The 14436-nt window shown below is 71.4% G+C and carries 1 protein-coding gene; it reads left to right on the top strand.

The features are described from left to right. A partial coding sequence (locus tag JK363_RS14990) for an SDR family NAD(P)-dependent oxidoreductase (protein ID WP_201875362.1) occupies positions 1-14428 on the top strand: 14428 nt, incomplete at its 5' end. Positions 14429-14436 lie beyond the last annotated feature (8 nt).

The raw sequence follows: 14436 nt of genomic DNA, 5'->3' as shown, positions 1-14436 counted from the left end.
GCAGGCGCTGCTGGCCACCTACGGCCAGGACCGCCCCGCCGACCAGCCCCTGTGGCTCGGCTCGATCAAGTCGAACATCGGTCACACCCAGGCCGCCGCGGGCGTGGCCGGTGTGATCAAGATGGTGATGGCGATGCGGCACGGTGTGCTGCCGCGCACCCTGCACGTCGACGAGCCGTCCCCGCACGTGGACTGGTCCGCCGGTGCGGTGGAGCTGCTCACCGATCAGCGTGAGTGGCCCGCTGCGGACCGGCCCTGGCGAGCCGGTGTGTCGTCGTTCGGATTCAGCGGAACCAACGCCCACACCATCATCGAGCAGGCACCCGCGGTCGAGCAGGACGAAGCTCCGGAGCCGACGTACGACGGGCTGGTGCCGTGGGTGTTGTCGGCCAAGGGGCCCGAGGCGTTGCGGGAGCAGGCCGCGCGGCTCAAGTCCTTTGTGGACGCAACTCCCGAACTGGCCGTGGCGGATGTGGGCCGTGCGCTGGTGTCTTCGCGGTCGGTGCTGGAGCACCGTGCGGTGGTGGTCGCCGCCGACCGGTCGGAGCTGCTGGCGGCTTTGGCGGCTGTGGCCGAGGGTCAGGCGACCAGTGCCGCGGTCACGGGAGTTGCTGACGAGTCTGGCCGGGTGGGTTTCCTGTTCTCGGGCCAGGGGTCGCAGCGGCTGGGCATGGGTCGTGAGCTGGCTGACCGGTTCCCGGTGTTCGCCGAGGCGTTGGATGCGGTGCTGGGCGAGTTCGACCCGGCGGTGCGTGAGGGGCTGTTCGGCGAGGACGCCGATGCCCTGAACGAAACCGGGGTGACCCAGCCCGCGCTGTTCGCGGTCGAGGTGGCGCTGTTCCGCCTTCTGGAGTCCTGGGGCGTCCGACCCGACATGCTGGCGGGCCACTCGATCGGCGAGCTGGCCGCCGCCCACGTGTCCGGCGTGTGGTCGTTGGCCGATGCCGCCAAGGTGGTGTCGGCGCGCGGTGCGCTGATGCAAGCACTGCCTGAGGGTGGTGCGATGATGGCCATCCAAGCCACCGAGGGCGAAGTCGCGCCCGACCTGCCGGACACCGTGGGGATCGCGGCGGTCAACGGGCCGACGTCAGTGGTCGTCTCGGGTATTGCTGCCGATGTCGAGGCGGTCGCGGAACGGTGGCGTGAGGCGGGCCGGAAGGTAACGCGCCTCCGCGTCAGTCACGCGTTCCACTCGCCACTGATGGACCCGATGCTCGACGAGTTCCGCCGAGTGCTGGAGAGCGTGTCCTACGAGGCACCGACGGTCCCGATCGTGTCGACGCTGACGGGTCAGCTGGCCACCGCCGAAGAACTCGCCTTGCCGGAGTACTGGGTGCGGCACGTGCGCGAATCGGTGCGGTTCGCCGACGCCATGAGCACGCTCGTCGACGAGGGCATTGCGTCGTTTGTCGAGGTGGGGCCGGGCGGGACACTGTCCGCGATGGGGCAGGAGTCCGCGCCCGACGCCGGGTTCGTGCCGGTGCTGCGCGGCGATCGGCCAGAGGCCATGGCTGCCACCACGGCCGCGGGCCAGTTGCATGTGCGCGGCGTCCGGGTGGACTGGGAGGCGTTCTTCGCCGGTCCTGGCGCACGGCGGGTGGACCTGCCCACCTACGCGTTCCAGCACGAGCGCTACTGGCCTGAGGTGCTGCCGCTGATCGGTGATGTCTCGGCGGCCGGGCTCGGTCCCGCCGAGCACCCGCTGCTGGGCGCGGCTGTCACCCTCGGCGGCACGGACGGTGTGCTCCTGACCGGCAGGTTGTCGGTCCAGACCCACCCGTGGCTGGCCGATCACGAGGTCATGGGCTCGGTGCTGTTGCCCGGTACGGCGTTCCTCGAGTTGGCGATTCGTGCGGGTGACCAGGTCGGGTGTGACCTGGTGGAGGAGTTGACGCTTGAGGCACCTCTTGTCCTGCCGGAGAACAGCTCGATGCGGGTGCAGGTGTGGATCGGCGCCGAGGACTCCTCCGGCAGGCGCGAACTGACCTTCCACTCCAGCGCGGGCGACATCGACGACGGTCGTTCCTGGACCCGGCACGCCACCGGTGTGCTGGGCGCGGCAGGCCGCTCTGGTGGAGCTTCCCTGGTCGAATGGCCGCCCGCAGGCGCGGAGGTCATGGACCTGGACGGGTTCTACGACCGCATGGCCGACGGCGGTTTCGGCTACGGGCCGGTCTTCCAGGGACTGCGCTCGGCTTGGCGCAGCGGTCACGAGATGTTCGCCGAAGTCGCGCTGCCGGACGGTGTGAAGGCCGAGGGCTTCGGTCTGCACCCGGCCCTGCTGGACGCGACGCTGCACACCATCGGGCTGATGGGCGAGGCCGACGCTCCCGGCAAGCTGCCCTTCTCGTGGTCGGGTGTGCGGCTGCACGCCTCCGGCGCGACGGTGCTGCGGGTGCGGTTGACACCCACAGGTGCGGACGGGGTGTCGTTGGCGGTCGCGGACGGCTCCGGTGCTCCGGTGGCCACGATCGACTCGCTGGTGTTGCGACCGGCCGCGCCGGACCAGGTCGCGGGTGACGATCGGGACGACGCGCTGTTCGGCGTCGACTGGGTGTCGGTGCCGCTGTCTGACGGCGACGCCCCGACAACCGAGTGGACCGACCTGGAGACCCTGACGCGGTCGGCGGAACTGCCCGACTTCGTCATCCTGCCGTGCCCGATCACCTCGGCTTCTGATCCGGTGTCCAGTGCCCATGAAGCGGCGCACTGGGCGCTGACCACGGTCCAGAATTGGCTTGCCGACGAGCAATACGATGCGCCGCGCCTGGCCATCGTGACCAGGGGTGCCATCGCCACCACGCCCGACGAGGACGTGCGGGACATCGCGCAGGCAACGGTGTGGGGCCTGGTGCGGTCCGCTCAGTCGGAGAACCCGGACCGGATCGTGCTGGTCGACCTCGACGACGAAGCGACCTCACTCGATGTGCTGCCGTCCGCCTTGGCCACCGGAGAGCCACAGCTCGCGGTGCGCTCCGGCGCCGCCAGCGCTCCGCGCCTGACCAGGGCCAAGCAGTCCGTGATGGACGACCCCGGCTTCGGTTCAGGTGCGGTGCTGATCACCGGCGCGACAGGCACACTGGGCGGCCTCGTTGCCCGACACCTGGTCACGGAACGAGGCGTACAGAGCCTGCTACTGGTGAGCAGGCGCGGCGCCGCAGCCGAGGGCGCCGACGAACTGCGCGACGAACTCACCGCGCAGGGCGCCGAGGTGACGTTCGCGACGTGTGATGTGGCCGACCGGGAGGCCGTTACGCGGCTGCTGGCCGAGCACCAGGTCTCCGCCGTGGTGCACACCGCGGGCGTACTGGACGACGGCACGATCGGCTCGCTGACCTCGGACCGGATCGACGATGTGTTCCGGCCCAAGGTCGACGCGGCCTGGAACCTCCACGAGCTCACCCACGACCTGTCGGCGTTCGTGCTGTTCTCGTCCGCCGCCGGTGTGTTCGGTGGCGCCGGTCAGGGCAACTACGCGGCGGCCAACGTCTTCCTGGACGCACTCGCCCAGCACCGCCGCGCTGCCGGCCTGCCCGCCACCTCCCTGGCATGGGGCCTGTGGGCCACGGCCGACGGCATGGCAGGCAGCCTCGACGAGACCGACGTACGGCGGATCACCAGCGGCGGCGCGGTCCCGATCGGCGCGGCCGAGGGCCTGGCGCTGTTCGACGCGGCGGGCTCCACGGGACGCGCACTGCTTGCACCGGTGCCCCTCGACCTGACCGTGTTGCAACGGCAGGCGCGTTCCCACCCCGTGCCGCACCTCCTGCGTGGTCTGGTGCATGGCACGGCACGCAGGACCGTCGATCCCGCCGCCACCCGGTCCGCGCTGGCGCAGTCGCTGGCGGGCATGACCGAGGCCGAGCGGGAGAAGGCACTGCTCGACCTTGTCCGTACCCACGCCGCTGTGGTGCTCGGCCACAGCTCGGCGCATGCCATCGCGCCCGACCGCGCGTTCAGGGACCTGGGCTTCGACTCGCTCAGCTCCGTCGAGCTGCGCAACCATCTCAACGCGGCCACCGAGCTGCGCCTGCCTGCCACGCTGGTCTTCGACCACCCGAGCCCCGCCGCGCTCGCCGAGTTCATCGGTGCCGAGTTCGCGGGTGCGCCCGTCGTCGCGGCGCCCACCCGCACGGCCGTGGCCGTGACCGACGAGCCGATCGCCATCGTCGGCATGAGCTGCCGCTACCCCGGCGGGGTGAACTCACCCGAAGACCTGTGGCGACTCGTCCTGGACGGGGTCGACGCCATCAGCGAGTTCCCCACCAACCGCGGCTGGGACATGGACGCGCTGTACAACGAGGACCCCGACCACACGGGTACCTCGTACACCCGCGAGGGCGGCTTCCTGCACGACGCCGACCAGTTCGACCCGGCGTTCTTCGGCATCTCACCGCGCGAGGCGCTGGCGATGGACCCGCAGCAGCGGTTGTTGCTGGAGACCTCCTGGGAGGCGTTCGAGCGGGCTGGTATCGCGCCGGAGTCGGTGCGGGGCAGTGCGACCGGTGTGTTCGCGGGTGTGATGTACCACGACTACGTGGCGCGGCTGCGTGCCGTCTCGGAGGACGTCGAGGGCTACCTCGGCACCGGCGGGTCCGGCAGTGTCGCGTCCGGCCGCGTCGCCTACGCACTGGGCCTGGAGGGGCCCGCCGTCACCGTCGACACCGCGTGCTCCTCGTCGCTGGTCGCCCTGCACTGGGCGTGCCAGGCGCTGCGCCAGGGCGAGTGCACGATGGCGTTGGCCGGTGGTGTCGCCGTGATGGCGACCCCCAGTACGTTCGTCGACTTCAGCCGCCAGCGCGGTCTGTCCGCCGACGGTCGGTGCAAGTCGTTCTCCGACAGCGCCGACGGCACCGGCTGGGGTGAGGGCGTCGGCATGCTGCTGGTCGAGCGGCTGTCGGACGCCCGCCGCAACGGACACCCGGTCCTGGCGGTGATCCGTAGTTCCGCGGTGAACCAGGACGGCGCGTCCAACGGCCTCACCGCGCCGAACGGTCCGTCCCAACAGCGGGTGATCCGGCAGGCGTTGGCGAGCGCCGGGCTGGCGTCGTCCGATGTGGACGCGGTCGAGGCACACGGCACCGGCACCACGCTCGGCGACCCGATCGAGGCACAGGCCCTGCTGGCCACCTACGGCCAGGACCGCACCGGTGAGCCGCTGTGGCTCGGCTCGATCAAGTCGAACCTCGGCCACACCCAGGCCGCGGCCGGTGTCGCGGGTGTGATCAAGATGGTGATGGCGCTGCGGCACGGCGTACTGCCGCCGACCCTGCACGTCGGCGAGCCCTCGTCGAACGTGGACTGGTCCGCGGGCGCCGTCGAGCTGCTGACCGAGGCCCGGCAGTGGCCGGAGACCGGTCGCCTGCGGCGGGCCGGTGTGTCGTCGTTCGGCGTGAGCGGAACGAACGCACACACCATCGTCGAGCACGTGCCGAGCGAGGACCGCGTCCCGGCCCCGGTCGACGGTGTCGTGCCGTGGGTGCTGTCGGGCAGGAGTGCGGAGGCGCTGCGGGAGCAGGCGATCAGGCTGCGGGAGCGCATCGCGGATGAGCCGGAGATCGGCGTACAGGACGTCGCCTACTCGCTGGTGACCACGCGATCGGCCTTTGACCACAGGGCAGTTGTCCTGGGCGACGACCGCACGGCGCTGCTGGAGGGGCTCTCCGCGCTGGTTCAGGGGCAGCCGCTCCCCGGCTTGGTAGCAGGGTCCCCCGCCGTGGGTGGTGTGGGTTTCCTGTTCTCGGGTCAGGGGTCGCAGCGGCTGGGCATGGGCCGTGAGTTGTCCGAGCGGTTCCCGGTGTTCGCCGAGGCGTTGGACGAGGCGCTGGGCGCCTTCGACCCGCAGGTGCGCGAGGTGCTGTTCGGCGAGGACGCCGATGCCCTCAACGAGACCGGGGTGACGCAGCCCGCGTTGTTCGCGGTCGAGGTGGCGCTCTTCCACCTGTTCGAGTCCTGGGGCATCCGGCCGGATGTGCTGGCCGGGCATTCGATCGGCGAACTGGCCGCCGCCCACGTGGCCGGTGTCTGGTCACTCGCCGATGCCGCCAAGGTGGTATCGGCACGGGCCGGGTTGATGCAGGCACTGCCCTCGGGTGGCGCGATGATGGCCATCCAGGCGACCGAAGCCGAGGTCGCGTCGGACCTGCCGGAGACCGTCGGTGTTGCCGCGGTCAACGGCCCGAACTCGCTGGTCATCTCCGGTGTCACCGCCGATGTCGAGACCGTTGCCGAGCGCTGGCGTGAGGAAGGCCGGAAGGTGACCCGGCTGCGGGTCAGCCATGCGTTCCACTCGCCGCTGATGGACCCGATGCTCGACGAGTTCCGCCGAGTGCTGGAAGGGGTGTTGTTCGAGGTACCCGCGATCCCGATCGTGTCCACGCTGACCGGCACGCGGGCAACCGTCGAGGAGCTTGCCTCGCCGGAGTACTGGGTGCGCCATGTGCGGGAGTCGGTGCGGTTCGCCGACGCCATGAGCACATTGCGGGAGGAGGGCATCGCCACGTTTGTCGAGGTGGGGCCGGGCGGAACGCTGTCGGCACTCGGCCAGGAGTCCGCGCCGGACGCCGGGTTCGTACCGGCGCTGCGAGCCGATCAGCCGGAGGAGTCCGCGCTGATATCCGCGGTGGCACAGCTGTGCACACAGGGCGTGCGGCTGGACTGGGAAGCCTTCTTCACCGGTCGTGGCGCACGACGTGTGGACCTGCCCACCTACGCGTTCCAGCGTCAGCGCTACTGGCTGGACGCCGGGGTGGGCGCAAGCGACCTGAACGCCGCGGGGCTCGGCTCGGCCGGCCACCCGCTGCTGGGCGCGATAGTCGACACGGCCGATTCGGACGGGCAGCTCTTCACCGGCCGGTTGTCGGTGGAGTCCCACCCGTGGCTGGCCGATCACGAGGTCCTGGGTGAGGTGCTGCTGCCGGGTACGGCGTTCCTCGAGTTGGCGATCCGTGCGGGTGACCAGGTCGGGTGTGCCTCGGTGGAGGAGCTGACCCTGGAAGCACCGTTGGTGGTACCCGAGCGTGGCGGTGTGCGGGTACAGGTCCAGGTGGGTGTGCCGGATGAGTCGGGTCGTCGCCCGGTGACGGTGCATGCGCGCGGTGACGACAGCGACATATGGGTCCGGCACGCCAGTGGTGTGCTCTCGGATGGTGTTGATACGCCGCCGGTTGAGCTCGGTGCCTGGCCGCCTGCCGGGGCCGAGGCCGTGGACCTGGATGGGTTCTACGACGGTATGGCCGATGGCGGTTTCGCCTACGGGCCGGTGTTCCAGGGGCTGCGGTCGGCCTGGCGCAAGGGCGACGAGATGTTCGCCGAAGTCGCGCTGCCAGAGGGTGCGGAAGCAGGGAGCTTTGGTCTGCATCCGGCGCTGCTGGACGCGACGCTGCACACCATCGGGCTGATGGGCGAGGCCGGTGCTCCCGGCAGGTTGCCGTTCGCATGGTCAGGTGTGCAGTTGCATGCCTCGGGGGCGACGGTACTGCGGGTGCGGTTGGCACCCGCGGGTACGGACGGCGTGTCCTTGACCGTCGCGGACGGCTCCGGTGCTCCGGTGGCCACGATCGACTCGCTGGTGCTGCGCCCGGTGTCGACGACACTGTCGCGACAGGCATGGGAATCACTGTTCCGCCTGGACTGGGTGCCCGCCCCGACCCCGACCGGGAACGCTGGTTCGGTGGCGGAGTTCACGGACTGGGCCGCGATGCGGTCCGCCCTGGACGCGGGGGAATCACTGCCGGAGAACGTCGTGGTCCGGTACACCGAGTCCCATGACGTGGACGCGGTACGCCGCGAGGTGCACACCGCCTTGGAACTGGTGCAGGGCTGGCTGTCCGACGACCGCTGCGCGGCGTCGCGGCTGGTCCTGGTGACCCGCGGCGCCGTGGCGACCGGCTCCGAGGACGACGTGCCGGACCTGGCATCGGCCGCGGTATGGGGTCTGATGCGAACCGCACAGTCGGAGAACCCCGACCGCTTCATGCTGGTGGACGTCGACGTCGACGACGAGGACGGCTGGAGGTCCGCCCTGACGACCGGGGAACCCCAGGTCGTCGTGCGGGACGGACGGGTGTTCGTGGCCCGCTTGGCGCGAGTGCGGCCGGAGCCCGGGACTGAGCCGGCGTTCGGACCGGACAGTTCGGTGCTGGTGACGGGTGCGTCGGGTGCGCTGGGCGGTCTGGTCGCCCGGCACCTCGTCGGCAGCCACGGGGTCGGACGGCTGGTGCTGGTCAGCAGGCGCGGGCCGAGCGCCGACGGTGCCGAGGAGTTGCGCGCGGAGCTGACCGCGCAGGGCGCCGAGGTCACCATGGCGGCCTGTGACGTCGCGGACCGGGACGCGGTGGCCGCGCTGCTGGCCGAGCACCCCGTGACCGCCGTCGTGCACACCGCCGGTGTGCTGGACGACGGCACGATCGGCTCGCTGACCCCGGACCAGGTCGACACCGTGTTCCGGCCCAAGGTCGACGCGGCGTGGCATCTGCACGAGCTGACCCGCGACCTGGACCTGTCGGCGTTCGTGCTGTTCTCCTCGGTGGCGGGCACGCTCGGCGCGCCCGGTCAGGGCAACTACTCCGCGGCCAACGCCTTCCTCGACGGCCTGGCCCACCGCAGGCGCGCCCAAGGGCTGCCCGCGGCGTCGCTCGCGTGGGGCCTGTGGGCCGACGGCATGGGCGCTCGGGTGGCGCAGTCCGACTCGACCGGTCTGTCCGCGGAGGAGGGGGTCGCACTGTTCGACGCCGCGGTCTCCGGGACCGATCCGGTCGTCGTACCGATGCGGCTGGACCTGCGAGCCGTACGGGAACTCCCGCTGATACCACCGGTGTTCAGCGGCCTGGTGCGGACGACGACCCGCAGGGCGGCAGAGAGCGGGGCCGACCCGGCCGGGGCGCTCCGCAATCGGCTGGCGTCGCTGGCCGAGGACGAGCGCGAGCGGGTGCTGCTGGAGCTCGTCCGCACCCAGGCCGCGGTGGTGCTCGGCCACGCCGGGCCGGAGGCGGTCGCGTCCGGCCAGGCGTTCACCGAGCTGGGCTTCGACTCGCTGACCGCCGTCGACCTGCGCAACCGGCTCAACATGGCCACGGGGCTGCGCCTGCCCGCCACGCTGGTCTTCGACTACCCGACCCCCACGGCGCTCGCCACGTTCGTCGGCACCGAGTTCGCGGGCGCGCCCGTCGTCGCGGCGCCCACCGGCACGGCCGTGGCCGTGACCGAGGAACCGATCGCGATCGTCGGCATGAGCTGCCGCTACCCCGGTGGCGTCCGCTCGCCGGAGGACCTGTGGCGGCTGGTCGTCGAAGGCGCCGAGGGCATCACACCGTTCCCGACCGAGCGCGGGTGGGACGTGGACGCGCTCTACGACCCGTCAGGCGAACGGATCGGCAGCTCCTACACCCGCGAGGGCGGCTTCCTGCACGACGCCGACCAGTTCGACCCGGCGTTCTTCGGCATCTCGCCCCGCGAGGCGCTGGCCATGGACCCGCAGCAGCGGCTGCTGCTGGAGACCTCCTGGGAGGCGTTCGAGCGGGCGGGCATCGACCCCAAGTCGGTGCGGGGCAGCGCGACCGGCGTGTTCGCCGGTGTGATGTACCACGACTATGCCGCCCAGCTGCACGGTGTGCCGAAGAACGTCGAGGGCTACCTCGGCACGGGCAACGCGGGCAGCGTCGCGTCCGGCCGCCTGTCCTACACGTTCGGTCTTGAAGGCCCGGCGATGACCGTGGACACGGCGTGCTCGTCGTCGCTCGTCGCGCTGCATCTGGCGGCGCAGGCGCTGCGATCCGGTGAGTGCTCGCTCGCGCTCGCCGGTGGCGCCACCGTCATGGCGACGCCTGCCGCGTTCATCGACTTCAGCCGCCAGCAGGGCCTGTCGCCGGACGGCCGGTGCCGCTCGTTCTCCGCCGATGCCAACGGGACCGGCTGGGGCGAGGGTGTCGGGATGCTCGTACTGGAACGGCTCTCGGACGCTCAGCGCAACGGACACCCGGTGCTTGCGGTGATCCGCGGCTCCGCGGTGAACCAGGACGGCGCCTCCAACGGGCTGACTGCCCCGAACGGTCCGTCGCAACAGCGGGTCATCCGGCAGGCGTTGGCCAACGCGGACCTGGCTCCGTCCGATGTGGACGCGGTCGAGGCACACGGCACCGGTACCACGCTCGGCGACCCGATCGAGGCACAGGCGCTGCTCGCCACCTATGGACGGGAGCGGGCGGGCGACCCGCTGTGGCTGGGCTCGCTGAAGTCCAACATCGGCCACACTCAGGCCGCCGCGGGTGTGGGTGGCGTCATCAAGATGGTGATGGCGCTGCGGCACGGTGTGCTGCCGAAGACGCTGCACATCGGCGAGCCCTCGCCGAACGTCGACTGGTCCGCGGGCGCCGTGGAGCTGCTGACCGAGGCACAGCCGTGGCCTCAGGCGGACCGGCCCCGGCGAGCGGGTGTGTCGTCCTTCGGTTTCAGCGGCACCAACGCCCACGTCATCGTCGAGTCCCCGTCGGACGTCGACGCGCCGCAGACCCCCGAGGTGCCACTCGGTCCGTGGCTGGTGTCCGGCCGCACCGAGAGCGCCTTGCGCGACCAGGCGGTGCGGCTGCGTGACTACCTGACCGCGCGGCCCGACCTCGACCCGGCGCACGTCGCCCACGCGCTCGCGACCTCGCGGGCCGGTTTCGAGCACCGACTCGCCGTCGTCGGCCGGGACTTGACCGACCTGGTGGCCGGACTGACCGACGCCGTCGAAGGGCTGCCTGGTGGCGTGGCTGTGCGTGGTGTCGCCGACGAGCACCGGGTCGGCTTCCTGTTCTCGGGCCAGGGGTCGCAGCGGCTGGGCATGGGCCGTGAGTTGTCCGAGCGGTTCCCGGTGTTCGCCGAGGCGTTGGACGAGGCGCTGGGCGCGTTCGACCCGCAGGTGCGCGAGGTGCTGTTCGGTGAGGACGCTGATGCCCTGAACGAGACCGGGGTGACCCAGCCGGCGCTGTTCGCGGTCGAGGTGGCGCTCTTCCACCTGTTCGAGTCCTGGGGCATCCGGCCGGATGTGCTGGCCGGGCATTCGATCGGCGAACTGGCCGCCGCCCACGTGGCCGGTGTCTGGTCGCTCGCCGATGCCGCCAAGGTGGTATCGGCACGGGCCGGGTTGATGCAGGCACTGCCCTCGGGTGGCGCGATGATGGCCATCCAGGCGACCGAGACCGAGGTCGCGTCCGAGCTACCGGACACCGTGGGAATCGCGGCGGTCAACGGACCGACGTCCGTAGTCGTCTCCGGTGTCACCGCCGATATCGAGACCGTTGCCGAGCGCTGGCGTGAGGAAGGCCGGAAGGTGACCCGGCTCCGGGTCAGCCACGCGTTCCACTCGCCGCTGATGGACCCGATGTTGGACGAGTTCCGCCGGGTGCTGGAAGGCGTGTCCTACGAGGCACCCACGATCCCCATCGTGTCGACGCTGACCGGTGCGCGGGCGACCGCCGAAGAGTTGGTGTCGCCGGAGTACTGGGTGCGGCATGTGCGGGAGTCGGTGCGGTTCGCCGACGCCGTGGTCGACATGGGCACGGACGTCCTCGTCGAGATCGGACCCGGTGGCGTGCTGTCGGCGCTCGGGCAGGAGTCCCTGCCGGACGCGGCTTTCGTCCCGGTGCTGCGCGGCGACCGGCCGGAGGACAGCGCCGTCATGACCGCACTCGCCGAGCTTCATGTGCGAGGTGTGCGCGTCGACTGGGCCGCCTACTTCTCGCGCCGCGGCTACGGCGTTGACCTGCCGACATATGCCTTCCAGTACCAGCGGTTCTGGCCCGACACCAGCGTGCGGCCCGCCACCGACGCGACCGGGCTCGGGCTCGGTTCCGCCGACCACCCGCTGCTGGGCGCCGCGGTCACGCTCGCGGACGAGGACACCGTCCTGTTCACGGGCAGGCTGTCGCTGCGGACACACCCGTGGCTGGCCGAGCACGAGGTCATGGGTTCGGCGCTGCTGCCGGGTACGGCGTTCCTCGAGTTGGCGATCCGTGCGGGTGACCAGGTCGGGTGTGCCTCGGTGGAGGAGCTGACCCTGGAAGCACCGTTGGTGGTGCCCGAGCGTGGCGGTGTGCGGGTACAGGTGCGGGTCGGTGCACCGGAGGAGTCCGGTCGTCGCCCGGTGACGGTGCATGCACGGGATGACAACGGCGATGTATGGGTCCGGCATGCCAGTGGTGTGCTCGCGGATGGTGTTGATACGCCGCCGGTTGAGCTCGGTGCCTGGCCGCCTGCCGAGGCGGAGCCCGTGGACCTGGATGGGTTCTACGACGGTATGGCCGATGGCGGTTTCGCCTACGGGCCGGTGTTCCAGGGGCTGCGGTCGGCCTGGCGCAAGGGCGACGAGATGTTCGCCGAAGTCGCGCTGCCAGAGGGTGCGGAAGCAGGGAGCTTTGGTCTGCATCCGGCGCTGCTGGACGCGACGCTGCACACCATCGGGCTGATGGGCGAGGCCGGTGCTCCCGGCAGGTTGCCGTTCGCATGGTCAGGTGTGCAGTTGCATGCCTCGGGGGCGACGGTACTGCGGGTGCGGTTGGCACCCGCGGGTACGGACGGCGTGTCCTTGACCGTCGCGGACGGCTCCGGTGCTCCGGTGGCCACGATCGACTCGCTGGTGCTGCGCCCGGTGGCCACGACACTGTCGCGACAGGCATGGGAATCACTGTTCCGCCTGGACTGGGTGCCCGCCCCGACCCCGACCGGGAGCACTGGTTCGGTGGCGGAGTTCACGGACTGGGCCGCGATGCGGTCCGCCCTGGACGCAGGGGAATCACTGCCGGAGAACGTCGTGGTCCGGTACACCGAGTCCCACGACGTGGACGCGGTACGCCGCGAGGTGCACACCGCCTTGGAACTGGTGCAGGGCTGGCTGTCCGACGACCGCTGCGCGGCGTCGCGGCTGGTCCTGGTGACCCGCGGTGCCGTGGCGACCGGCTCCGAGGACGACGTGCCGGACCTGGCCTCGGCCGCGGTATGGGGTCTGATGCGAACCGCACAGTCGGAGAACCCCGACCGCTTCATGCTGGTGGACGTCGACGACGAGGACGGCTGGAAGTCGGCCATCGGGAGCTCCGAACCCGAGCTGGCGGTGCGGTCCGGTGAACTGCTCGCGCCCCGGCTGGTGCGGGCTCGTCCCACGGAGTCGGAGGGGCCGGGCTTCGGTGACGGTCCGGTGCTGGTGACCGGTGCCAGCGGCATGCTCGGCGGGTTGGTGGCACGCCACCTGGTGGTACGGCACGGGGTGCGACGGCTGGTGCTGGCGAGCCGGCGCGGCCACGTCGGCGCACTGCACGACGAGTTGACGGAGCTGGGTGCCGAGGTCACCACGGTGGCCTGTGATGTGGCGGACCGGGACGCGGTGGCAGCACTGCTGGCCGAGCACCCCGTAACAGCCGTCGTGCATGTGGCCGGTGTGCTGGACGACGGTGTGATCGGCTCACTCACGCCGGAGCGGATCGACACCGTGTTCCGGCCCAAGGTCGACGCCGCCCGGCATCTGCACGAACTGACCCGCGAGCTGGACCTGTCGGCGTTCGTGCTGTTCTCCTCCGCCGCGGGCACCTTCGGCAACCCCGGCCAGGGCAACTACTCGGCGGCCAACGCCTTCCTCGACGCGCTGGCCCAGCACCGGCACACCCAGGGCCTGCCCGCGACATCGCTGGCGTGGGGCCTGTGGGCCGGGGAGGACGGTATGGGCGCCCGGATGGCCGAGACCGGGGCCGTGGGCCTGTCCGCGGAGGAGGGCCTCGAGCTGTTCGACGCGGCGGCCGTCGGGGCGGACCCGGTCGTCGTACCGATGCGGCTCGACCTGCGGGCCGTACGGGAACTCCCGGTGGTGCCACCGGTGTTCAGCGGCTTGGTGCGGACGACGACCCGCAGGGCGGCGGAGACCGGGGGCGACCCCGCCGCCGCGCTGCGGGACCGGCTGGCGGCGCTGCCGACGGCCGAGCGGCCGTCCGCGCTGGTGGACCTGGTGTGCACACAGGTCGCGGCGGTGCTGGCGTTCTCCGGTCCCGAGGAGGTCGACGAGCGGCGCGCGTTCACCGAGTTGGGCTTCGACTCGCTGACCGCCGTCGACCTGCGCAACCGGCTGAACACCGGCACCGGGCTGCGGCTGCCCGCCACCTTGATTTTCGACTACCCGACCCCGCTCGACCTGGTCGGCTACCTCGCGGACGCGCTCGTCGTCGATGAGCCCGGCGGGGTGGCGCCGCTGCTGGCCGAGTTGAACCGCATCGAGGCGAGCCTCGCCTCGATCAAGCCCGGCGACGACGAGGACGACCAGGTCGGCGCCCGTCTGTCGGCGCTGCTCGCCGCGTGGCGCGACAGTCGTGCCGACGCGCCCGCGCAGGCATCCGACGACCTCGACGCCGCGACGGACGACGAGGTGTTCGACCTGCTCGGCAAAGAGTTCGGCATCTCCTGACCCGCCCG

Origin of the sequence: Streptomyces coffeae (genome assembly GCF_016741875.1) — a bacterium.
Classification (GTDB): Bacteria; Actinomycetota; Actinomycetes; order Streptomycetales; family Streptomycetaceae; genus Streptomyces; species Streptomyces coffeae.
Note: the sequence above shows the minus strand (reverse complement) of the source record. Positions and strands in the feature narration are given on the sequence as shown.